Genomic DNA, 23,416 nt, shown 5'->3' with positions numbered 1-23,416 from the left:
GCCCCTGTGGAAGCGGGCTTACCCGCAAAGGAGGCCGCACACGCACCACGCAGATGCGAATGTCGTAAACGCGCCATTGCAAGGCGTGCGCAGGCATCTGAGTCGCCCTCGCCGGTCATACCATCGCCACAAAGGGCCACAGTGCCCCAAGACAAGAAACAATCGCTGCCGGGAGAGACAAGATGTTCAGCAAGCAAGACCAGATCCAGGGTTACGACGACGCACTGCTGGCGGCGATGAATGCCGAAGAACAGCGCCAGGAAGATCACATCGAGCTGATCGCCTCGGAGAACTACACCAGCAAGCGCGTCATGCAGGCCCAGGGCAGCGGCCTGACCAACAAGTACGCCGAAGGCTACCCAGGCAAGCGCTACTACGGTGGTTGCGAGCACGTCGACAAGGTCGAGGCGCTGGCCATTGAGCGCGCCAAGCAGCTGTTCGGCGCTGATTACGCCAACGTCCAGCCTCACTCCGGTTCTTCCGCCAACAGCGCCGTCTACCTGGCCCTGCTGCAGGCCGGCGACACCATCCTGGGCATGAGCCTGGCCCATGGCGGCCACCTGACCCACGGCGCCAAGGTGTCGTCCTCCGGCAAACTGTACAACGCCGTTCAGTACGGCATCGACAACACCACCGGCCTGATCGACTACGACGAAGTCGAGCGTCTGGCGGTCGAGCACAAGCCGAAGATGATCGTCGCCGGCTTCTCCGCCTACTCCAAGACCTTGGACTTCCCGCGTTTCCGCGCCATCGCCGACAAAGTGGGCGCGCTGCTGTTCGTCGACATGGCTCACGTGGCCGGTCTGGTCGCCGCTGGCCTGTACCCGAACCCGATTCCCTTCGCCGACGTGGTCACCACCACCACCCACAAGACCCTGCGCGGTCCACGTGGCGGCCTGATCCTGGCCAAGTCCAACGAAGAGATCGAGAAGAAGCTCAACGCTGCCGTGTTCCCAGGCGCCCAAGGCGGCCCGCTGATGCACGTCATCGCCGCCAAGGCCGTGTGCTTCAAGGAAGCGCTGGAGCCTGAATTCAAGACCTATCAGAAGCAGGTCATTGCCAACGCCCAGGCCATGGCCAAGGTGTTCATCGACCGTGGCTACGACGTGGTTTCCGGCGGTACCGACAACCACCTGTTCCTGGTCAGCCTGATCCGCCAAGGCCTGACCGGCAAAGACGCCGACGCCGCCCTGGGTCGCGCTCACATCACCGTCAACAAGAACGCCGTACCTAACGACCCGCAGTCGCCGTTCGTCACCTCGGGCCTGCGCATCGGTACCCCGGCCGTCACCACCCGTGGCTTCAAGGAAGCCCAGTGCGTGGCTCTGGCCGGCTGGATTTGCGATGTACTGGACAACCTGGGTGATGCCGACGTCGAAGCCGACGTTGCCAAGAACGTCGCCGCCCTGTGCGCCGATTTCCCGGTCTACCGCTGAGTGGAGTAACCAACCATGCAACGCTATTCGGGCTTCGGCCTTTTCAAACACTCCCTCAGCCACCACGAGAACTGGCAGCGCATGTGGCGCACGCCGACGCCGAAGAAGGTGTACGACGTGGTCATCGTCGGCGGTGGCGGCCATGGCCTGGCCACGGCCTACTACCTGGCCAAGGAGCACGGCATCACCAACGTCGCGGTGATCGAGAAGGGTTACCTGGGCGGCGGCAACACCGCCCGTAACACCACCATCGTGCGTTCCAACTACCTGTGGGACGAATCGGCCAAGCTGTACGAACACGCCATGAAGCTGTGGGAAGGCCTGTCCCAGGACATCAACTACAACGTGATGTTCTCCCAGCGTGGTGTGTACAACCTTTGCCACACCCTGCAGGACATCCGCGACTCCGAGCGTCGGGTCAACGCCAACCGCCTCAACGGCGTGGACGGTGAGTTGCTCAACACCGAGCAGGTCGCTGCCGAGATCCCGTACCTGGATTGCTCCAAGAACACCCGCTACCCGATCCTCGGTGCGACCGTCCAGCGCCGTGGCGGCGTGGCCCGTCACGACGCCGTGGCCTGGGGCTACGCCCGCGCTGCCGACGCCCTGGGCGTCGACTTGATCCAGCAGACCGAAGTGATCGGTTTCCGCAAGGAAAACGGCGCGGTCATCGGCGTGGAAACCAACAAAGGCTTCATCGGCGCCAAGCGCGTCGGTGTGGTCACCGCCGGTAACTCCGGCCACATGGCCAAGCTGGCCGGCTTCCGTCTGCCGCTGGAATCGCACCCGCTGCAGGCGCTGGTATCGGAGCCGATCAAGCCGATCATCGACAGCGTGATCATGTCCAACGCCGTGCACGGCTACATCAGCCAATCCGACAAAGGCGACCTGGTCATCGGCGCCGGTATCGATGGTTGGGTCGGCTACGGCCAACGCGGTTCGTACCCGATCATCGAGCACACCATGCAGGCGATCGTCGAGATGTTCCCGATCCTCTCGCGTGTGCGCATGAACCGTCAGTGGGGCGGCATCGTCGACACCTGCCCGGACGCGTGCCCGATCATCTCCAAGACGCCTGTCAAAAACCTGTTCTTCAACTGCGGCTGGGGTACCGGCGGCTTCAAGGCGACCCCGGGTTCGGGCAACGTCTTCGCCGCGAGCCTTGCCAAAGGCGAGATGCACCCACTGGCCAAACCGTTCTCGATCGACCGCTTCTACAGCGGTGCGCTGATCGACGAACACGGCGCCGCAGCCGTCGCCCACTAATCGGAGACAATCGTCATGTTGCATATTTTCTGTCCCCACTGCGGCGAGCTGCGCTCCGAAGAAGAGTTCCACTCCTCCGGCCAGGCGCACATCGCCCGCCCGCTGGACCCTAGCGCCTGCACCGACGAGGAATGGGGTACCTACATGTTCTTCCGCGACAACCTGCGCGGTATCCACCATGAACTGTGGGACCACGTCGCCGGCTGCCGCCAGTACTTCAACGTCACGCGTAACACCGAGACCTACGAGATCCTGGAAACCTACAAGATCGGTGAGAAGCCGCAGGTCACCGCGAACAAGCTGAACCCCGCGCAGTCGGCCGTCAAAGGCCAGGGAGAAAAAGTATGAGCCAGGTCTATCGCCTCGCCAGCGGCGGTCGCATCGATCGCAGCAAGGTCCTGAACTTCACCTTCAACGGCAAGACCTACCAGGGTTATGCCGGTGACAGCCTGGCCGCTGCGCTGCTGGCCAACGGCGTCGACATCGTCGGTCGCAGCTTCAAGTACTCGCGTCCTCGCGGCATCATCGCCGCAGGCCCCGAAGAGCCGAACGCCATCCTGCAGTTGGGCTCAAGCGAAGCCACCCAGGTGCCGAACGTGCGCGCCACCCAGCAAGCCCTGTACTCGGGCCTGGTGGCCACCAGCACCAACGGCTGGCCGAACGTCAACAACGACGTGATGGGCATCCTCGGCAAGGTCGGCGGCAGCATGATGCCGCCCGGGTTCTACTACAAGACCTTCATGTATCCCAAGTCGTTCTGGATGACTTACGAGAAGTACATCCGTAAAGCGGCAGGCCTGGGCCGTGCGCCCTTGCAGAACGACCCGGACAGCTACGACTACATGAACCAGCACTGCGACGTGCTGATCGTCGGTGCCGGCCCTGCTGGCCTGGCTGCGGCCCTGGCTGCTGGTCGCAGCGGCGCCCGTGTGATCGTTGCCGATGAACAGGAAGAGTTTGGCGGCAGCCTGCTCGACACCCGCGAGACCCTCGACGGCAAGCCTGCCGCTGACTGGGTTGCCGCCGTCGTTGCCGAGCTGCAATCGCTGCCGGAAGTGACCCTGCTGCCACGCGCCACGGTCAACGGCTACCACGACCACAACTTCCTGACCATCCATGAGCGCATGACCGATCACCTCGGTGACCGCGCCCCGATCGGCCAGGTCCGTCACCGCGTCCACCGCGTGCGTGCCAAGCGTGTCGTACTGGCCACCGGTACCCACGAGCGTCCACTGGTGTACGGCAACAACGATGTGCCGGGCAACATGCTCGCCGGCGCGATCTCGGTGTACGTGCGCCGTTACGGCGTCGCCCCGGGTCGCAAGCTGGTGCTGTCGACCAACAACGACCACGCCTACCGCACCGCCCTGGACTGGCACGACGCTGGCCTGCAGGTGGTCGCCATCGCCGATGCGCGCCACAACCCGCGCGGCTCGCTGGTCGAGGAAGCGCGTGCCAAGGGCATCCGCATCCTGACCTCCAGCGCCGTGATCGAGGCCAAGGGCACCAAGCATGTGACCGGCGCCCGCGTCGCCGCGATCGATGCCGTGGCACACAAGGTCACCAGCCCAGGCGAATGGCTCGAGTGCGACCTGATCGGCAGCTCCGGTGGCTACAGCCCGGTGGTGCACCTGGCGTCCCACTTGGGTGGTCGTCCGATCTGGCGTGACGACATCCTCGGCTTCGTGCCGGGCGATGCGCCGCAGAAGCGTGTCTGCGTGGGTGGCGTGAATGGCGTCTACCCGCTCGGCGACGCGATTGCCGATGGTTTCGAAGGCGGCGTTCAGGCAGCCACCGAAGCAGGTTTCAAGGCGTCCGTCGGCACCCTGCCGAAAGTCGTTGCCCGCAAGGAAGAGGCCACTGTGGCGCTGTTCCAGGTGCCGCACGACAAAGGCACTGCCCGTGCGCCGAAGCAGTTCGTCGACCAGCAGAACGACGTCACCGCGGCCGCCATCGAACTGGCCACCCGCGAAGGCTTCGAGTCGGTCGAGCACGTCAAACGCTATACCGCGCTGGGCTTCGGTACCGACCAGGGCAAACTGGGCAACATCAACGGCCTGGCCATCGCTGCGCGTTCGATGGGTATCACCATCCCGCAGATGGGCACCACCATGTTCCGTCCCAACTACACGCCGGTGACCTTCGGTGCGGTAGCGGGCCGTCACTGTGGCCACCTGTTCGAACCCGTGCGCTTCACCGCGCTGCACGCCTGGCACCTGAAGAACGGTGCCGAATTCGAAGATGTCGGTCAGTGGAAGCGTCCGTGGTACTTCCCTAAAGCCGGCGAAGACATCCATGCCGCCGTGGAGCGTGAATGCAAGGCCGTGCGCGACAGCGTGGGCCTGCTCGACGCCTCGACCCTGGGCAAGATCGACATCCAGGGCCCGGATGCGCGTGAATTCCTCAACCGCGTGTACACCAACGCCTGGACCAAGCTCGATGTGGGCAAGGCCCGTTACGGCCTGATGTGCAAGGAAGACGGCATGGTCTTCGACGACGGCGTGACCGCCTGCGTCGGCGACAACCACTTCATCATGACCACCACCACTGGCGGCGCCGCACGTGTGCTGCAGTGGCTGGAGCTGTACCACCAGACCGAATGGCCGGACCTGAAGGTGTACTTCACCTCCGTGACCGACCACTGGGCCACCATGACCCTGTCCGGCCCCAACAGCCGCAAGCTGCTGGCCGAAGTCACCGACATCGACCTGGACAAGGAAGCCTTCCCGTTCATGAGCTGGAAGGAAGGCCTGGTCGGCGGCGTGCCGGCCCGTGTGTTCCGTATCTCGTTCACCGGTGAGCTGTCGTACGAAATCAACGTTCAGGCCAACTACGCCATGGGCGTGCTGGAGCAGATCGTCGAGGCAGGCAAGAAGTACAACCTGACCCCGTACGGCACCGAAACCATGCACGTACTGCGCGCCGAGAAAGGCTTCATCATCGTCGGTCAGGACACCGACGGCTCGATGAACCCGGACGACCTGAACATGGGCTGGTGTGTCGGTCGCAACAAACCGTTCTCCTGGATCGGTGCACGCGGCATGACCCGTTCGGACTGCCTGCGCGAAGACCGCAAGCAACTGGTGGGCCTCAAGCCTGTCGACCCGACCAAATGGTTGCCCGAAGGCGCCCAGTTGGTGTTCGACCCGAACCAGCCGATCCCGATGGACATGGTCGGTCACGTGACCTCCAGCTATGCCTCCAACTCCCTGGGCTATTCGTTCGCCATGGGTGTGGTCAAGGGCGGCCTCAAGCGCATGGGCGAGCGTGTCTACTCGCCGCAGGCTGACGGCAGCGTGATCGAGGCGGAGATCGTGTCTTCGGTGTTCTTCGATCCGAAGGGTGAGCGGCAGAACGTCTAAGGCCTCCGGAAGGCAGTGCTGGATCTTGTGGGAGCGGGTTTACCCGCGAATGCGATGTTGGCCTCACCGGCCCATTCGCGGGCAAGCCCGCTCCCACAGGTTCGGCGCCGTTCGGCACAACAGAATTCAAGGCAGGTAAGAAATGAGCGTAATCAACGTCTTCCAGCAAAATCCGGGCTCCAACGCCCGGGCCGAGTCGCCACTGCACCACGCTGACCTGGCCAGCCTGGTCGGCAAAGGCCGCAAGAATGCAGGCGTAACCCTGCGTGAACACAAGTTCCTCGGTCACCTGACCCTTCGTGGCGATGGCCACGATGCCGCCTTCGCCGCAGGCGTGAAGAAGGCCCTGGGTCTGGAGCTGCCGGTCGCCCTGACCGTGGTCGCCAACGACGAGATGTCGCTGCAGTGGGTTGGCCCGGATGAGTGGCTGCTGATTGTTCCTGGTGGCCAGGAATTCGCCACCGAGCAGAAGCTGCGCGAGGCCCTCGACGGCCAGCACATCCAGGTAGTCAACGTCAGCGGTGGGCAGACCCTGCTCGAGCTGCGCGGCCCCAATGTGCGCGATGTGCTGATGAAATCCACCAGCTATGATGTACACCCGAACAACTTCCCGGTCGGCAAGGCTGTCGGCACTGTGTTCGCCAAGTCGCAGCTGGTGATTCGCCGCACCGCCGAAGACACCTGGGAACTGGTGATCCGCCGCAGCTTCTCCGACTACTGGTGGCTGTGGCTGCAGGACGCTTCGGCCGAGTACGGCCTGGCCATCGAGGCATAAAAAGGAGAACACGCATGAGTCGGGCACCGGATACCTGGATTCTTACCGCCGACTGCCCGAGCATGCTCGGCACCGTCGACGTAGTGACGCGTTATCTCTATGAACAGCGCTGCTATGTCACGGAGCACCACTCTTTCGATGACCGGCTCTCGGGGCGGTTCTTCATTCGCGTGGAGTTCCGCCAGCCGGACGATTTCGACGAGACAGGCTTCCGGGCCGGCCTCGCCGAGCGCAGTGACGCCTTCGGCATGACCTTCGAGCTGACCGCGCCCAATCACCGCCCCAAGGTGGTGATCATGGTGTCCAAGGCCGATCACTGCCTCAACGACTTGCTGTATCGCCAGCGCATTGGCCAATTGGCCATGGACGTGGTGGCGGTGGTGTCCAACCACCCCGACCTCGAACCGCTGGCGCAGTGGCACAAGATCCCCTATTACCACTTCGCCCTGGACCCCAAGGACAAGCCCGCCCAGGAGCGCAAGGTGCTCCAGGTGATCGAGGAGACGGGCGCTGAGCTTGTGATTCTTGCTCGCTACATGCAGGTGCTGTCGCCCGAGTTGTGCCGTCGCCTGGACGGCTGGGCGATCAACATCCACCACTCCCTGCTGCCAGGTTTCAAGGGCGCCAAGCCGTACCACCAGGCCTACAACAAGGGCGTGAAGATGGTCGGTGCCACGGCCCACTACATCAACAACGACTTGGACGAAGGGCCGATCATCGCCCAGGGCGTCGAGGTGGTGGACCACAGCCACTACCCTGAGGACCTGATCGCCAAGGGCCGCGACATCGAGTGCCTGACCCTGGCGCGGGCGGTGGGGTATCACATCGAGCGCCGGGTGTTCCTCAACGCCAATCGCACCGTAGTGCTCTGACAGTCCTCGTTGTCTTGTCCGCGGTCAACCCGCTCTCACAGGCTCTGCGCAGCCGTCTGTGGGAGTGGGTTTATCCGCGAATGGATTCACCACTTTTCACCTGCCGTTAACAGGCAACCCCCTGTCGCTTCCAGTCACTGCGACAAGTTGTATCAGGCCCACAATTCTCCGCATTCCAGTAACACATGCCGCTCACGAAGGGCGGCGCTTTCCACCACCGCTGCATAAATAAAAATCGAGCGAGGTAAGAGCATGTCTGGTAATCGTGGAGTGGTGTATCTCGGCGCCGGCAAGGTTGAGGTACAGAAGATCGACTACCCCAAAATGCAGGACCCACGCGGCAACAAGATCGAGCACGGCGTGATCCTGAAGGTGGTCTCCACCAACATCTGTGGTTCCGACCAGCACATGGTCCGTGGCCGTACCACTGCCCAGGTTGGCCTGGTCCTTGGTCACGAAATCACCGGTGAAATCATCGAGAAGGGCCGCGATGTCGAGCGCATGCAGATCGGCGATCTGGTCTCGGTGCCCTTCAACGTCGCCTGCGGTCGTTGCCGTTCCTGCAAAGAGATGCACACCGGTGTCTGCCTCACCGTCAACCCGGCCCGCGCCGGTGGTGCCTACGGCTATGTCGACATGGGTGACTGGACCGGCGGCCAGGCCGAGTACGTGCTGGTGCCATATGCCGACTTCAACCTGCTGAAACTGCCTGAGCGCGACAAGGCCATGGAGAAGATCCGTGACCTGACCTGCCTGTCCGACATCCTGCCGACTGGCTACCACGGCGCTGTGACTGCGGGCGTTGGTCCAGGCAGCACCGTCTACGTTGCCGGCGCCGGCCCGGTCGGTCTGGCCGCCGCTGCCTCGGCGCGCCTGCTGGGCGCGGCCTGTGTCATCGTTGGTGACCTGAACCCGGCTCGCCTGGCCCACGCCAAGTCCCAGGGCTTCGAAGTGGTCGACCTGTCCAAGGACACCCCGCTGCACGAGCAGATCGTCGACATCCTGGGCGAGCCGGAAGTGGACTGCGCCATCGACGCCGTAGGCTTCGAGGCTCGCGGCCATGGCCACGAGGGTGCCAAGCACGAGGCGCCGGCTACCGTGTTGAACTCCCTGATGCAGGTGACCCGCGTTGCCGGCAACATCGGTATCCCGGGCCTGTATGTGACCGAAGACCCGGGCGCGGTCGATGCCGCCGCCAAGATCGGCGCACTGAGCATCCGTTTCGGTCTCGGCTGGGCGAAGTCGCACAGCTTCCACACCGGTCAGACCCCGACCATGAAGTACAACCGCCAGCTGATGCAGGCGATCATGTGGGATCGGATCAACATCGCCGAAGTGGTGGGCGTTCAGGTGATCAACCTGGACCAGGCGCCGCAAGGCTACGGCGAGTTCGATGCAGGCGTACCGAAGAAGTTCGTGATCGACCCACACAAGATGTGGGGCGCGGCTTAACCTTCAGACTCAACGCCCCTGCGGGGGCGTTGTGCTGTCAGCAGCGTTAGCCACAAGGCCTCCAGCAGGCCGATAACCGGCCCGGAACAAACCCCCGCAGCTCCAGTCCAATGCCTCGTTTCCCCGGCCATCCCGGCCGACGAGGTCCCTCCCGATGAAAGCATTCACCCTGGCAACCCTGATGACCCTGGCCGCAAGCCCGGTGTTCGCCTTCAATTTGAGCGATGCGGCCAATGCTGTGTCGGCGATGCAGAACCAGAACTCGAGCCAGCAGGGCGCGGTACAGGCCCCTGAAGGGCAGGCCAACCTGCTCAATACCCTGGGCAGTGAACTGAAGATCACTCCTGAACAGGCCATTGGTGGCGCCGGGGCCATGCTGGGGCTGGCGCGCAACAACCTGAGCGAGGCTGATTATGGCCAACTGACCCAGGCAGTACCGGGCCTGGACCTGCTCTCCGGTGCCAACGCCCTGGGCGGTTTGAGCGGCTTGGGAGAACTGCTCGGCAAGAGCAGCCAGAGCCCATCGCCACTGAGCAATGCGTTGGGTAACGTCGAGAACCGGAATGACCTGGACAACGCTTTCAAGCTGCTGGGCATGGATACCGGCATGATCGGCCAATTCGCCCCGCTGATCCTTCAGTACCTGGGCCAGCAGGGGCTTGCCGGGTCGTTGCTGCAGAACCTGGGCAACCTGTGGATGACCCCAGCGGCACCAGTGGCTGTGCCGTCGGTATAAGTGTTTCTCATGGGGCGCACGGGCTTGGCCCGTGCCCGCTACCGAGGCGTTCCCTTCGCGGGTAAACCCGCTCCCACAAGAATCACCTCCAGTCCTATGGAGGTGCGGCCAGCCTCACCTAGCTGGGACACCGCCAGCCCTGTGGGGGCGGGTTTACCCGCGAATGCGATGGCCGATTCACCACCTTTTCCCCGGTAAACGCCGCGCCCTCAAACGGCCGTGGCGCGTCAGGCCGCTTCGGAGAAGTCCACCAGGCGCATCGGGCGGCGGAAGCCCGAGGTAAGCACGGCCAGGTAGGCCAGGCCCAAGGCGAACCAGCACAGGCCGATCACCAGGGTCAGCGCCGACAGGCTGGTCCACAGCCACAGGGTCAGCCCCAGGCCGACCAGCGGCACCAGGCCGTAGCACAGCAGGCCCTTGAAGTTGCGGTGGGAGCGTTCGTTGATCAGGTGAGTGCGCACCACCGCCAGGTTGACCGCCGAGAAGGCCACCAGGGCGCCGAAGCTGATCAGCGAGGCCAGGGTCGCGAGATCGATCACCAACGCCAACAGCGAGAACGCCGACACCAGCACGATGGCGAACACCGGGGTGCCGAAACGCGGCGACAGCCGGCCAAAGGTGCGCTGCGGCAGCACGTTGTCGCGGCCCATGGTGTAGAGGATGCGCGACACCGCAGCCTGAGACGCCAGGGCCGAGCCCAGGCTGCCGGCGACGAAGGCGGCGGTGAAGAAGTTGGCCAGGAACTGGCCACCGGCCTTGAACATCACTTCGTTGGCTGCGGCATCGGCATTGGCGAAGGTGCTGCCAGGCAGTACCAACTGGCTGATGTAGGCCAACAGGGTGAACAGAAGGCCTGCGCCCAGGGTCGTAAGGATGATCGCGCGCGGTACATCGCGGCGGGCGTCACGGGTTTCCTCGGCCAGCGTCGAGACCGCGTCGAAGCCCAGGAACGACAAGCACAGCACCGCTGCGCCCGCCATCAGATGACCGAAGCCCGGCTGGCTGCCATCGCCGATCAGCGGCGAGAGGAGGTCCATCGGCTGGCCTGCCAGCGACTGGTAGGACAAGGCCACGAATACGCCGATGAAGACGATCTGCGCGCCGACGATCAGGTTGCTGGCCTTGGCCACCGAATGGATACCGACCACGTTGAGCACGGTGACCAGGGCGATCGAGGCCAGGATGATGGTCCAGGCCGGGATGGCCGGGAAGGCGATGTTCAGGAACAGGCCGATGAGCAGGTAGTTGATCATCGGGATGAACAGGTAGTCGAGCAGCAGCGACCAGCCGGCCAGGAAGCCCACGTTGGGGCCGAAGGCCAGGTTGGTGTAGGAGTACGCCGAGCCTGCGACCGGAAAGCGCTTGACCATGAAGCTGTAGGACGTGGCGGTGAACAGCATCGCCAGCAGAGTCACCAGGTAAGCACCAGCGGTGCGGCCTCCGGTGATCTCGGTGACGATTCCGTAGGTGGTGAAAATGGTCAGCGGGACCATGTACACCAAGCCGAAGAACACCAGGGCGGGCAGCCCGAGAACGCGGCGAAGTTGGGCGGGAGCTGCCTCGGCAGCGGTGCGAGGTTGTTTGGCCATCGATCGATCCAAGCATTTTTGTAGTTGTGCGTTGATCGATTTTTATCCACCTGACTAGGTGATGACAAACAAAGAGTTGCTAATGTCGATTATAAATCTGGATTTTAATCGGCATCCTATGGTGTGCAGCCCCCTGTGAGCGTGGGCTAGCCCGCAGTAGGGCCCGCCCAGACGACCCGCGCCCTATCGCATTTCGGTGCGCAACTGCTCGATACGCTGGTCCTTTTCGACCCACAGCTGGTTCACCCATGCCTGTACTGTCTGGCGGAATGCCGGGTCGTTCTCGTAGTCGCCAGCACACAGCGCCGGGTCCAGTTCACGCACGCGGATGTCGATGATCACCCGGCTGATGTTGCCGCTGAGCAGGTCCCAGAACCCCGGCGCTTTGTTGCCGGGGTAGACGATGGTGACGTCGAGCAGGGCGTCGAGCTGTTCGCCCAGTGCCGCCAGCACGAATGCCACGCCGCCCGCCTTGGGCTTGAGCAGGTGCTGGTAGGGCGATTGCTGGGCCTGGCGCTTGGCTTCGCTGAAGCGCGTGCCTTCGAGGTAGTTGACCACGGTTACTGGCTGGCGCTTGAACAGCTCGCAGGCTGCCTTGGTGATTTCCAGGTCCTTGCCCTTGAGTTCCGGGTGCTTGTCCAGGAAGGCCTTGCTGTAGCGCTTCATGAACGGGTAGTCCAGTGCCCACCACGCCAGGCCCAGCAGCGGTACCCAGATCAGCTCCTTCTTGAGGAAGAACTTGAAGAACGGCACCCGGCGGTTGAGGCTTTCGATCAGGGCCGGGATGTCCACCCAGCTCTGGTGATTGCTCACGCACAGGTAGGAGGTGTCCTGGCGCAGCTTCTCGATGCCGCGGATATCCCACAGGGTGGGGATGCACAGGGCGAAGATCGCCTTGTCGATTTCCGACCAGGTCTCGGCGATCCACATCACCGCCCAGGAGGCATAGTCGCGGCCACGCCCTGGCAGCACCAGCTTGAGCAGGGCGAACACCATCAGCGGGCAGATCAGCACCAGGGTGTTGAGCAGTAGCAGGACGGTGGTGAGGATGCCGGTGAGCAGGCGACGCATAAAGAAACTCTTGTTGTGGGATAAAAACGGTTGGCAATGATAAGTGGGGCATTGGCCTACGCCAAATGCGCATTGGCCAATTACTGGGACAAATGTTTCACATTGTGTTGGATAAGCTGTGACAACGAACCTATCGTGCCCAGGCAGTCTAAGTGCTGTCCCACCTCAAGGAAGCGTAACCCGTGAAATCACTGCTTGCCCTGCTGTCGATCCTCGCCCTTCCGGTCATGGCCGCCGAGCCCACCCTGTATGGCCGCTACGAGAACATTGCCCTGCCGGAGCTTGGCGAAACCCTCAAGGCCAAGATGGACACCGGTGCCTACACCGCCTCGCTGTCGGCCAAGGACATCGAGCTGTTCACCCGCGATGGCCGTGAGTGGGTGCGCTTCCGCCTGGCGACCAAGGACGCCGACGGCAAGGTCTACGAGCATGAGCTGTCGCGCATCAGCAAGATCAAGAACCGTGTGGACGAGGACGAAGAGGGTGATGTCCCGGAAGTCTCCAAGCGCCCGGTGATCGACCTGGAGCTGTGCCTGGGTGAGGTCAAGCGCACGGTGGAGGTCAACCTGGTCGACCGCAGCCACTTCAACTACCCCCTGCTGATCGGCGCCAAGGCCTTGCGCGAGTTCAAGGCGGCGGTGAACCCGGCGAAGAAGTTCACTGCCGGCAAGCCGGACTGCTGATCCAAAGCGGGCCCCGTCGTCCTTTAGGAGCGGCCTTGTGCCGCGAAAGGGCCACTAAGCGGCCCCGGCTACTTTTGTGGCATCACCCGATCCCCTGGGGCTGCTTTGCAGCCCTTTCGCGGCACAAGGCCGCTCCTGCAAGGGATTGCGTCGTCCGTGAAACTTGCCTATATGTCCAGCTTCGCCACCACCTGCAAGGCCGGACGCCATGCCCCACATCCTCATCGTCGAAGACGAATCCGCCATTGCCGACACCCTGGTCTATGCCCTGCAGGCCGATGGCCATAGTACCGAGTGGGTGACCCTCGGCGGCGCAGCCCTCGAACAGCAGCGTCTGCGCCCGGCGGATCTGGTGATTCTCGACATCGGCCTACCGGACATCAGCGGCTTCGAAACCTGTCGGCAATTGCGCCGTTTCAGCGACGTGCCGGTGATGTTCCTCAGCGCCCGCGATGCTGAAATCGACCGGGTGGTGGGGCTGGAGATCGGCGCCGACGATTACGTGGTCAAGCCGTTCAGCCCACGGGAAGTGGCGGCCCGCGTGAGGGCGATCCTCAAGCGCATGGGGCCTCAGGTGCAGACGTCGGCCCAAGCCTCGGTGTTCCAGCTCGATACCGTGAGCATGCAGATCAGCTACCGCACTCAGCCGTTGGCCCTGACCCGTCATGAATTTCGTCTGTTGCAATGCCTGCTGGAGCAACCGCGGCGAGTGTTCAGCCGCGAGCAGTTGCTCGATGCGGTGGGTGTCGCCTCCGATGTCGGTTACGAGCGCACCATCGACAGTCATATCAAGAGCCTGCGTGCCAAGCTGCGCCAGGTCGCTGCCGACGCCGAGCCCATCCAGACCCATCGCGGTCTGGGTTACAGCTACAGCCCGGACCACGCCTGATGCGCCTGGGTATTCGCATCTTCCTGGTGTATTTCCTGTTCGTCGGGTTGTCCGGCTACTTTTTGCTCAGTACCGTGCGCGAGCAGATCCGCCCTGTGGTGCGCCAGTCGTCCGAGGAAACCCTTGTGGACACCGCGAACCTGCTGGCGGAGATTCTCCATGACGACGTCAAGGCCGGCACCCTGAACCAAGGGCGGCTGCCTCAAGTGTTAGCGTCTTATGGCGAGCGCCGCCCCGACGCGCGGATCTGGGGGCTGGCGAAGAACCAGGTCAGCCACCGCATCTACGTCACCGACGCCAAGGGGACCGTGCTGCTCGACTCCAGCGGCCAGGACGTGGGCAAGGACTATTCCCGCTGGAACGATGTCTACCTCACCCTGCGCGGCCAATACGGCGCACGCTCCACGCGCAGCGACCCGGCCGATGAAACCACGTCGGTAATGCACGTGGCCGCGCCGATCCTCGACCAGGGCCGCATCATCGGCGTGGTGACGGTGGCCAAGCCCAACAGTTCGCTGCAACCCTATGTCGATCGCGCCGAACAGCGGCTGATGAACCTGGGCCTGGGCTTGATCGGCCTTGGCCTGTTGGTGGGGGCGGCGCTGTCGTGGTGGCTGGCGCGCTCGCTGCGGCGGCTGACCCGCTATGCCCAGGCGGTCAGCGAAGGCCAGCGCGCGGCCTTGCCCCATTACAAGGGGGGCGAGTTGGGGCAGTTGGCCACAGCCGTGGAGCGCATGCGCACCCAGCTCGAAGGCAAGGCCTATGTCGAGCGCTACGTGCACACGCTGACCCATGAGCTCAAGAGCCCGCTGGCGGCGATCCGTGGAGCATCCGAGCTGCTTCAGGGGGACATGCCGCAAGAACAGCGCGTGCGTTTTGCCAGCAACATCGAGCGCGAAAGTGGGCGTTTGCAGCAGATGATCGAGCGCTTGCTCAACCTGGCCCGGGTCGAGCAGATGCAGGCGCTGGAAGACGAACAGCAGATAGCCTTGGCTGCGCTGGTCGATGAACTGCTGCTGACCCATGCGGCGCGCATCGAGGGTGCCAGCCTGCAGGTGCGCCAGCGGGTGCCGGCGGAGCTGAGGTTGCTGTGCGATCCTTTCCTGATGCGCCAGGCATTGGCCAACCTGCTGGACAATGCGCTGGATTTCTCGCCGGCAGGCGGCGCGTTGCTGTTCGAACTGGAGCACGAAGGCGAACGGGTGGCGCTGAGTGTGTTCAACCAGGGCGAGGCGATTCCCGATTACGCCATCGGGCGCGTCAGCGAGCGCTTCTATTCACTGCCGAGGCCAGGCAGTGGGCGCAAAAGTACGGGGTTGGGGCTGAACTTCGTGGCGGAGGTGATGCAATTGCATGGTGGGTCGTTGGCCGTGGAGAACGTCGAGGGCGGGGTACGCGTGCGGTTGTGGTTGCCGGCGCAACGTGTGAGTTGATCCCGGCAGTCATTTGCGCAGCCTTTCGCGGGTAAACCCGAAGGACGGTCCTGGCTCCACCCAATCTCCACACGCGCTCCATAAAGGCTCCACGCAGCGGTTCCACACTGCGCCCATCGCAAACGGAGCCCTTGCCCATGACCAAAACCTTGAGTTTCAAGCTCGGCATGATTGCCCTGCTGATGTTGTTGTTGCTGATCCCACTATTGATGATCGGAGGCTTGATCGGCGAACGGCAGGCCCTGCGCGACAGTGTGCTGCAGGATATCGCCGAAAGCTCGAGCTTCGCCCAGCAGGTCAGCGGCCCGCTGCTGGTAGTGCCCTACCGCAAGTACGAGCGGCGCTGGATCGAGAAGAATGGCCAGAGCGTGCAGGAAACCAGCACGTTCAATGGTCAGCTGTACTTCTTCCCCGAAACCTTCGACCTCGACAGCGATATCGACACCGAGCTACGGGCCCGAGGTATCTACCAGGCCCGGCTGTTTCACGCCAAGAGCAGGATCAGCGGCCGCTTCAAGATCCCGGCGCGTTGGGGGATCGACAAGGAGTGGGAGGACTACCGCTTCGACAAGCCCTATCTGGTGGTGGGTATCAGCGATATCCGCGGCATCGAGAGCGCCCTGGAACTGACCCTGGACGACCAGCGTCTGCCGTTCGAGCCCGGCACGGGCCTGGATTGGCTGGGCGGTGGTGTGCATGTCACGTTGCCGATGCTCGAAGGTGGCCAGGCCCGTGAGTTCACCTATGGCTTCGACCTGGCCCTGCAGGGCACTGGCCAATTGCATGTCGTGCCGGTGGGGCGCAGCAGCAATGTGGACATGCGCGCCAACTGGCCTCACCCAAGCTTTGTCGGCAATTACCTGCCCAGCCGTCGGGAAGTGGACGACCAGGGCTTCACGGCCCACTGGCAGGCCTCGTTCTTCGCCACCAACCTTGAGGATGCACTGCGCCAGTGTGCCGGCCAGGGGCAATGCGCCGGTTTCAATGAGCGCGCCTTTGGCGTCAGTTTCATCGATCCGGTGGACCAATACCTCAAGAGTGAACGGGCGATCAAATACGCGCTGTTGTTCATCGCTCTGACTTTCGCGGGCTTCTTCCTCTTCGAAGTACTGAAGAACCTCAGCGTGCATCCGGTGCAATACGCGTTGGTGGGTGTGGCGCTGGCCTTCTTCTACCTGTTGTTGCTGTCGTTGTCCGAGCACTTGGGCTTTGGCCTGGCCTATGGGGTGTCGGCTGCGGCGTGCGTGCTGCTGATCGGCTTCTACCTGAGCCACGTGCTGTGCAGCCTGGCACGGGGAGTCGGCTTTGCAGCGGGGCTGGCGGTGTTGTATGGGATGCTCTTCGCCCTGCTCAGCGCCGAGGACTATGCGCTGCTGATGGGCTCGCTGCTGTGCTTTGGCCTGCTCGGCGTGTTCATGGTGCTGACCCGTCGCCTGGACTGGGCGCAGGTGGGGAGGGCAGCATGAGGGAGGATCGGGAAGTGGGGCGGTGGTTGGCCTATCGAATCGGGATGCTTGTTCTGTGGCATCGGGGTGAGGTTTTCGCGGGTGAACCCGCTCCCACAGGGCTGGCGGCAATCCGTGTGGGAGTGGGTTTATCCGCAGGCAGTCCCGTCAGATCACCGGTACCGTCGCGGCCATCGACGGCCGCTTGAGCACCTCGGCATACCAGGCCGCAAGCCCTGGCTGCTGCTCACGCCAGCCGAACTGCGGCTGGCGCAGGTCCAGGTAGCCCAGTGCACAGGCCACGCCGATGGCGGCGATGTCGAAGGTCGAGGCAAGCTCCGCCAGGTGCGCCTGCTCCAAGTCTGCCAGGCTGCGGCGGATCTTTTCGCCTTGGGCCTGGACCCAGCCGTCCCAGCGTTTGTCCTCCGGACGCAGGAAGGTTTCGTAGCGGGTCGAGACTGCCGCATCCATGATCGCGTCAGCCTGGGAGGCCAGGGTCAGGCGCCGCCAGCGGGCAGAGCCTTCGCGGGGGATCAGCGGGTTGCCGACGTGCTGCAGGTCGAGGTACTCGCAGATCACCCGGCTGTCGTGCAATACCGTGCCGTCTTCCAGACGCAGCGCCGGGATCTTGCCGATCGGATTGCCTTGGTTGAGCTGCTGGTCGCCATTCACAGGGCTGACGTTGACGGCTTGCAAGGTCACACGGTCGAGCTGACCGGTTTCGTGCAGCACGACCATCACCTTGCGAACGAACGGCGAGAGCGGCGAGTGGAACAGGGTCATGGTCGTCATGGCCTGGCCTCAGTTGCCTTGCAGGCTTGGGGGCAGGCAGACGCCGGTGCCGGCGATGCCGCAGTAGCCGTCGGGGTTCTTGGCCAGGTACTGCTGGTGGTAGGCCTCGGCGAAGTACACGGTCGGCGCCTGGTCGATCTCGGTGGTGATCTCACCGAAGCCGGCTTTGTTCAGTTCGGCCTGGAAGGCGTCACGGCTGGCCTTGGCCTGCTCCAGTTGCTCGGGGCTGGTGCAATAGATCGCCGAGCGGTACTGGGTGCCGACGTCGTTGCCCTGGCGCATGCCCTGGGTCGGGTTGTGCAGTTCCCAGAACATCGCCAACAGTTCGCGATAGCTCACCTTGTCCTTGTCGAACACCACCAGTACCACTTCGGTGTGGCCGGTCAGGCCCGAGCAGACTTCTTCGTAGGTCGGGTTAGGGGTGAAGCCGCCGGCGTAGCCGACCACGGTGCTGACTACGCCCTCGCGCTGCCAGAAACGACGTTCGGCGCCCCAGAAGCAGCCCAGGCCGAAGATCGCGAAATCGATGCTGCCCTCGAAGAAGGGGCCGAGCAGCGGCGTCTCCTTGAACACGTAGTGGAACTCGGGCAGGGCCATCGGGGTTTCGCGGCCAGGCAGAGCTTGCTCCGCGGTAGGCATGACGTTTTTGTTCACCAGGATTTCCGAACGCAGGACCATGGCCGTTCCTCTGTTTTTCAGTGAGATAGGTTGTGACCTCATCGCGGGACAAGCCCGCTCCCACAGGTATTCCATGCCCCGGAGTGCAGTGGGGTGCCTGTAGGAGCGGGCTCGTCCCGCGATTGGGCCAGAGTGGGTTCTATAGTGCCCGAGCTTGGCGTCGCTGTCAGGCCACCGGGCCGCGTGGATAACGCTTGAGTCGCTCGACCAGTTCGCGCCCCGGGATTGGCTTGTCGAACAGGTAGCCCTGGCCCACGTCGCAGCGATGCCGGCGCAGGAAGGCCAGCTGTTCGGCGGTCTCGATGCCTTCGGCAACGACCTTGAGCTTGAGGTTGTGGGCCATGGCCACCACCGCCGAGGTGATCTCCATGTCGTCCTGGTTGTCGGGGATCTCGTTGATGAAGCTACGGTCGATCTTGATGATGTCGATCGGAAACTTCTTCAGGTAGCTCAGCGACGAATAGCCCGTGCCGAAGTCGTCCATGGCCAGGATCAGGCCCAGAGCCTTGAGCTCGTCAAGCTGGCGATGGGTGTCGACGGTCGCTTCAAGCAACAGGCCTTCGGTCAGCTCCAGCTCCAGCAGGTGAGGGGGCAGGGCCTCTTCCTTGAGGATGGTGCCGATCGAGGCCACCAGCTCTGGATCGGAGAACTGTTTGGGCGAAAGGTTGATGGCCACGTGCAGGTTGCCTACGCCGACCTTGCGCAGGTGCTGGCTCATGCGGCAGGCCTGGCGCACCACCCATTTACCGATGGGGATGATCAGGCCGGTTTCCTCGGCCACGCTGATGAACTGGTCGGGCCGGATCATGCCTTTTTCAGGGTGGTTCCAGCGCAGCAGCGCCTCCAAACCGAGCAGGCGCCCACTGCGAAGGCACAGCTTGGGCTGGTAGAACACCTCCAGCTCGTTCTGGGTCAGGGCGCGGCGCAGGTTGTTCTCCACGAACAGCTTGTAACTGGCCTCGGCATTGAGCACTTCGGTAAAGATCTGGACCTGATGTTTGCCGTTGGCCTTGGCCTTGTGCAGCGCCAGGCCTGCGTTCTTCATCAGGCTCTGCGGGTCGCTGCCGTGCAGGGGCGCACAGGCCAGGCCCACCGAGGCGGTGACGTTGATCAGCTGGTTGTCGACGAACATCGGTTTGTCGAGGGTGTGCAGCAGTTGCTGAGCCACCTGCTGGCCGGTTTCCAGGCTCGCATCGTCGAGCAGCACGGCGAACTCATTGCTGGCAAAGCGCGCCAGGATATCGCTGCTGCCCAGGCTGTTGCGCAGGCGCCGCGCCAGGCTGACCAGGAGCTTGTCGCCGGTCTGATGGCCGAGGCTGTCGTTGATCCGCTTGAAGTTGTCGATATCCACCAGCAGCAGGCACAGGGGATTGTCGCCGATGCGCACGAAGCGCTCGTCGAGATTACGGATGAACGAAGGGCGGTTACCCAGGTTGGTCAGGTTGTCCGTGTAGGCCAGGCGTTCGATGCGCTGCTGGGCCAGCTTGCTCTGGGTGATGTCTTCGTAGATGCCGATGTAGTGGGTCAACTCGCGGTTGTCGCCGAAGACCTTGGAGATCGACAACTGGCCCCAGTAAGGCTCCAGGCTCTTGCGTCGGCTCTTGAACTCGCCTTGCCAGCTGTTGCCCATGGCCAGGCTCGAGGGCGAGTCGAACAGCAGTTCGCTAAGGTTTTCCAGGGCGGGCAGTTCCGCCAGGTGGCGGCCTTGCACTTCATCGGTGCTGTACTGGGTGATGGCGGTGAAGCTTGGGTTGACGTACTCCACCACGCCGTCGCGGTTGACCAGCAAAAAGGCGCTGGCGCTCTGTTCCACGGCCCGCTGGAACAGGTGCAAGGCACTGGCTGCCGTGCGTCGGTTGTGATTGGTGATGACCTGGGCAACCTGGTCGGCCAGTTCGCCGGCAAAGGCGATTTCGTCGGCCTGCCAGGCACGGGCCTTGCCGATCTGCTCCAGGCACAGCACGCCGACGACCTGGCCATCGACGCGAATGCTGGCATCGAGCATGGCATTGTTGGTCGCCGCATACAGGCTCTCGGCCATGTCGCGTGTGCGTGGGTCTTGGCCGGCGTTATGGGCATCGATGGCGCGGCTGGCGTGCAGGGCGTCGAGGTAGTCCGGGAAACAGCTGGCGTCGATGGGTTGGGGCAGGTAGTGACGCTGTTCCAGGCTGTGCCAGGCACTGATCGGCTCCAGGTGTTGATCCTGCAGATGCCAGAGGCTGGCGCAATCGACTTTGTAGATTTCACAGGCACTGCGGGTGATCAGCTCGGCCGCTTCCTGCAACGAGTTATCGGCGCTGTAGCGCTGGCGGGCCAGGCGTAGGATGAGGTCTTGCTGGGCGCGCACACGCTCGAGGTGCTGCAGTTGCTCCTGCTGGGCGCGCTGGTTGAGCTGCAAGGCCAGTTGCAGACGGCTGTTGCGCGACTCCAGGTCGTCATCGCCGAGGTCTGGCTCGTCGTCCTGCTGATCATCGAGCACCGTAAGATAGCCGCGCAGCAGTTGGCGGTTGTGCTGGCGGTAGGCTTCACCGATCTCCAGCAGGCGCAGGGCTGTGCCGTTGGTGTGCAGGGTGTAGCGGATTCGGTAGTGGTTGCGCCGGGCCAATTGCAGCTGGATCTCGTCATGCAGCCTGTAGCGCGCCTCTGGCTCCATGAGGCTGGCGTAGGGGGAGCCGATCAGGGCGCAGAGGTCGGCGGCAGGCAGGCCGAACTGGCGCTCGCAGGCAGGATCGAGATAGAGCATCGCCCAACTGGCTTCGTTGAGCCGTTCGAAACGCAGCATGCCGAGCCGTGAAGGCACGGGGAGCTGCGTGACGACCTCGGCCGCCACTCGGCTGGCGGCATCGGGTTGGCTTTTCATCGAAGACTCGCTTGAAGAGGGCGGTTGGCGCGGCGGGTCGCGGGCTATGCGGCGGCGCCTAAGGCAAGGTTGCATCATGTCCCGAAGGCTGGCAAGCGGCCATGCGGGGAGCTGTAAGCAGCTTGTCGGCGGTTGTACGGAAATCTGAAGGCTGAGGGCGCTTTTGGAGGCGGGTTTATTGAGGCGGCGAACCGCCGCGAAGCAGACTCCGCGCGGGATGGCGCCGGCGTTGCCAGTATTCGCGGGTGAACCTGCTCCCCCAACGCCCGCGTCGATCGGTACGGCATCGATGGACCTTTCACAGCCTCCGTGTCGTTTGTCGGGGGCAAAAAAAAAGCCCCGCCAAAGTGGCGGGGTTGAGGTACGAGCGTGGCAGCTCGAAACAGGCTTGCCTCACCCCGTGAAGGGTGAGGCAAGGGGCTGCATTACAGCAGCATGGTGCGGATGTCCGCGAGCACGTCGCCCAGGCGCTTGGTGAAGCGCGCGGCGGCGGCGCCGTTGATCACGCGGTGATCGTAGGACAGCGACAGCGGCAGCATGAGCTTGGGCTGGAAGGCCTTGCCATCCCAGACCGGCTGCATGGTGGCTTTGGAGACACCCAGGATCGCCACTTCAGGCGCGTTGACGATCGGCGTGAAACCGGTGCCGCCAATGTGGCCGAGGCTGGAGATGGTGAAGCAGGCGCCCTGCATCTCGTCGGACGACAGCTTCTTGGTGCGGGCCTTTTCGGCCAGCGCTGCGGCTTCGGCAGCCAGTTGCAGCAGGCTCTTCTGGTCGACGTTCTTGATCACAGGGACCAGCAGGCCGTCCGGAGTGTCCACGGCAAAGCCGATGTGCACGTACTTCTTGCGGATGATCGCCTTGCCGCTTGGCGCCAGCGAGCTGTTGAAGTCCGGCAGTTCCTTGAGCAGGAAGGCGCAGGCCTTGAGCAGCAGGGGCAGCACGGTCAGCTTGACGCCAGCCTTCTCGGCCACGGCCTTCTGCGCAACGCGGAAGGCTTCCAGCTCGGTGATGTCGGCGGAGTCGAACTGGGTGACGTGCGGCACGTTCAGCCAGCTGCGGTGCAGGTTGGCGGCACCGACCTGCATCAGGCGGGTCAGGGCGACTTCTTCCACTTCACCGAACTTGCTGAAGTCCACGGCCGGAATCGGCGGGATGCCAGCACCACCGGTCGCGCCGGCGGCTGGAGCGGCCGATGCCTTCTGCATCATGGCCTTGACGTAGACTTGCACGTCTTCCTTCAGGATGCGGCCGTGCGGACCGGTCGCGGCGACCGCGCCCAGGTCGACACCGAATTCACGGGCCAGCAGGCGCACGGCAGGGCCGGCGTGGACCTTGGCGTTGCTGCCGGCAGCCGGTGCGGTGGCAGCTGGGGCCGGTGCAGCAGCCGGAGCCGACGCTGCGGCAGGCGCGGCGGCTGGAGCTGCCTCGGCCTTGGCAGGTGCCGGAGCGGCAGCGGCTGGAGCGGCAGCCGGGGCTGCGCCCGCGACTTCCAGCTTCAGGATCAGGTCACCGGTGCCGACTTCGTCGTCCAGCTTGGCGATCACTTCCTTCACCACGCCAGCGGCGGGGGATGGGATTTCCATGGAGGCCTTGTCGGACTCCAGGGTAATCAGCGACTGGTCAGCTTCGACGGTGTCGCCGGCCTTGACCAGTACTTCGATGATCTTGGCCTTGCCCGACGAGCCGATGTCCGGCACGTAGATGTCCTGCACGCTGGCGGCGGCAGGTGCTGCGGCCGGGGCAGGGGCTGCGGCTGGCGCAGGCGCGGCAGCCGGTTGCTCTGCGGCGGCCGGGGCGGCAGCGGCCGGAGCCTCGGACGCCGCAGCGGCGCCCTCGACTTCCAGGACCATCAGATCGTCGCCTTCTTTCAGGCGATCGCCCAGCTTGACCTTCAGTTCCTTGATCACGCCGGCCTTGGGGGCAGGGATCTCCATGGAGGCCTTGTCGGACTCCAGGGTCAACAGGCTCTGGTCTGCCTCGATACGGTCACCGACCTTGACGAACAGCTCGATGATTTCACCTTCACCGCTGCCGATGTCAGGTACGCGAATGAGTTCGCTCACTTAAAAATACT

General features: G+C 63.7%; 18 protein-coding genes. 12 read left to right on the top strand and 6 right to left on the bottom strand.

Features of this window, described 5'->3' with window-relative positions:
- Window positions 1–182 precede the first annotated feature (182 nt).
- The 8 genes from IEC33019_RS25090 (at window position 183) to IEC33019_RS25050 (ending at window position 9,899) form a co-directional block, all read left to right on the top strand.
- A complete protein-coding gene (locus tag IEC33019_RS25090; RefSeq protein ID WP_070090736.1) occupies window positions 183–1,436 on the top strand; it encodes a serine hydroxymethyltransferase in 1,254 nt (417 codons plus the stop codon).
- A gap of 15 nt (window positions 1,437–1,451) precedes the next feature.
- Window positions 1,452–2,702, top strand: a complete 1,251-nt coding sequence (locus IEC33019_RS25085) for a sarcosine oxidase subunit beta family protein (protein WP_070090735.1) — start codon at window positions 1,452–1,454, stop codon at window positions 2,700–2,702.
- A gap of 15 nt (window positions 2,703–2,717) precedes the next feature.
- Window positions 2,718–3,050, top strand: coding sequence for a sarcosine oxidase subunit delta (locus IEC33019_RS25080; RefSeq protein ID WP_043211106.1), 333 nt, complete (start codon window positions 2,718–2,720; stop codon window positions 3,048–3,050).
- Window positions 3,047–6,064, top strand: a complete 3,018-nt coding sequence (locus IEC33019_RS25075) for a sarcosine oxidase subunit alpha (protein WP_070090734.1) — start codon at window positions 3,047–3,049, stop codon at window positions 6,062–6,064. Before IEC33019_RS25080 ends, IEC33019_RS25075 begins: the two co-directional genes overlap by 4 nt.
- Before the next feature lie 142 nt (window positions 6,065–6,206).
- A complete protein-coding gene (locus tag IEC33019_RS25065; RefSeq protein ID WP_070090733.1) occupies window positions 6,207–6,839 on the top strand; it encodes a sarcosine oxidase subunit gamma in 633 nt (210 codons plus the stop codon).
- Window positions 6,840–6,853: 14 nt separating this feature from the next.
- Window positions 6,854–7,711: a formyltetrahydrofolate deformylase gene (gene purU / locus IEC33019_RS25060; protein WP_070090732.1), complete on the top strand. Its 858-nt coding sequence runs from the start codon at window positions 6,854–6,856 to the stop codon at window positions 7,709–7,711.
- 252 nt (window positions 7,712–7,963) lie between these two features.
- Window positions 7,964–9,163: a formaldehyde dehydrogenase, glutathione-independent gene (gene fdhA, locus IEC33019_RS25055; RefSeq protein WP_070090731.1), complete on the top strand. Its 1,200-nt coding sequence runs from the start codon at window positions 7,964–7,966 to the stop codon at window positions 9,161–9,163.
- 154 nt (window positions 9,164–9,317) lie between these two features.
- Window positions 9,318–9,899 carry a DUF2780 domain-containing protein gene (locus IEC33019_RS25050; protein ID WP_070090730.1) on the top strand — a complete coding sequence of 194 codons (582 nt, stop codon included), beginning with the start codon at window positions 9,318–9,320 and terminating at the stop codon, window positions 9,897–9,899.
- A gap of 227 nt (window positions 9,900–10,126) precedes the next feature.
- On the opposite strand, the gene IEC33019_RS25045 is transcribed toward IEC33019_RS25050, so the two are convergent.
- Both IEC33019_RS25045 and IEC33019_RS25040 read right to left on the bottom strand, forming a co-directional pair.
- Window positions 10,127–11,488 carry an APC family permease gene (locus IEC33019_RS25045; RefSeq protein ID WP_070090729.1) on the bottom strand — a complete coding sequence of 454 codons (1,362 nt, stop codon included), beginning with the start codon at window positions 11,486–11,488 and terminating at the stop codon, window positions 10,127–10,129.
- Window positions 11,489–11,671: 183 nt separating this feature from the next.
- On the bottom strand, window positions 11,672–12,559 hold the full coding sequence (locus tag IEC33019_RS25040; protein WP_070090728.1) for an acyltransferase: 888 nt from the start codon (window positions 12,557–12,559) through the stop codon (window positions 11,672–11,674).
- Window positions 12,560–12,741: 182 nt separating this feature from the next.
- On the opposite strand from IEC33019_RS25040, the gene IEC33019_RS25035 reads away from it, so the two are divergent.
- The 4 genes from IEC33019_RS25035 (at window position 12,742) to creD (ending at window position 17,030) form a co-directional block, all read left to right on the top strand.
- Window positions 12,742–13,242, top strand: coding sequence for an ATP-dependent zinc protease family protein (locus tag IEC33019_RS25035; protein ID WP_070090727.1), 501 nt, complete (start codon window positions 12,742–12,744; stop codon window positions 13,240–13,242).
- Window positions 13,243–13,450: 208 nt separating this feature from the next.
- Window positions 13,451–14,131 carry a two-component system response regulator CreB gene (gene creB, locus IEC33019_RS25030; RefSeq protein WP_070090726.1) on the top strand — a complete coding sequence of 227 codons (681 nt, stop codon included), beginning with the start codon at window positions 13,451–13,453 and terminating at the stop codon, window positions 14,129–14,131.
- Window positions 14,131–15,564: a two-component system sensor histidine kinase CreC gene (gene creC, locus IEC33019_RS25025; protein ID WP_070090725.1), complete on the top strand. Its 1,434-nt coding sequence runs from the start codon at window positions 14,131–14,133 to the stop codon at window positions 15,562–15,564. The genes creB and creC overlap by 1 nt, the downstream gene beginning before the upstream one ends.
- 137 nt (window positions 15,565–15,701) lie before the next feature.
- Complete coding sequence (gene creD / locus IEC33019_RS25020) at window positions 15,702–17,030, top strand: cell envelope integrity protein CreD (protein ID WP_070090724.1); 1,329 nt, start codon at window positions 15,702–15,704, stop codon at window positions 17,028–17,030.
- A gap of 147 nt (window positions 17,031–17,177) precedes the next feature.
- Here the strand turns inward: creD and IEC33019_RS25015 are convergent, their stop codons facing one another.
- The 4 genes from IEC33019_RS25015 to aceF all read right to left on the bottom strand — a co-directional run bounded on the left by IEC33019_RS25015 (window position 17,178) and on the right by aceF (window position 23,405).
- Entirely contained in the window at window positions 17,178–17,801 is a 624-nt protein-coding gene (locus IEC33019_RS25015) for a glutathione S-transferase (protein WP_070090723.1), read from the bottom strand.
- A 9-nt stretch (window positions 17,802–17,810) separates the two neighbouring features.
- Window positions 17,811–18,479 (bottom strand): peptide-methionine (S)-S-oxide reductase MsrA, encoded by a 669-nt coding sequence (gene msrA, locus IEC33019_RS25010; RefSeq protein ID WP_070090722.1) that lies wholly within the window; start codon window positions 18,477–18,479, stop codon window positions 17,811–17,813.
- Between the two features lie 166 nt (window positions 18,480–18,645).
- Window positions 18,646–21,339, bottom strand: a complete 2,694-nt coding sequence (locus IEC33019_RS25005) for a putative bifunctional diguanylate cyclase/phosphodiesterase (RefSeq protein ID WP_070090721.1) — start codon at window positions 21,337–21,339, stop codon at window positions 18,646–18,648.
- 425 nt (window positions 21,340–21,764) lie between these two features.
- Window positions 21,765–23,405: a dihydrolipoyllysine-residue acetyltransferase gene (gene aceF / locus IEC33019_RS24995; protein ID WP_099593990.1), complete on the bottom strand. Its 1,641-nt coding sequence runs from the start codon at window positions 23,403–23,405 to the stop codon at window positions 21,765–21,767.
- Window positions 23,406–23,416: the final 11 nt, after the last annotated feature.

The organism is Pseudomonas putida, from assembly GCF_002741075.1.
Taxonomy (GTDB): Bacteria; Pseudomonadota; Gammaproteobacteria; order Pseudomonadales; family Pseudomonadaceae; genus Aquipseudomonas; species Aquipseudomonas putida_T.
This window is presented reverse-complemented; position numbering and strand designations above follow the sequence as displayed.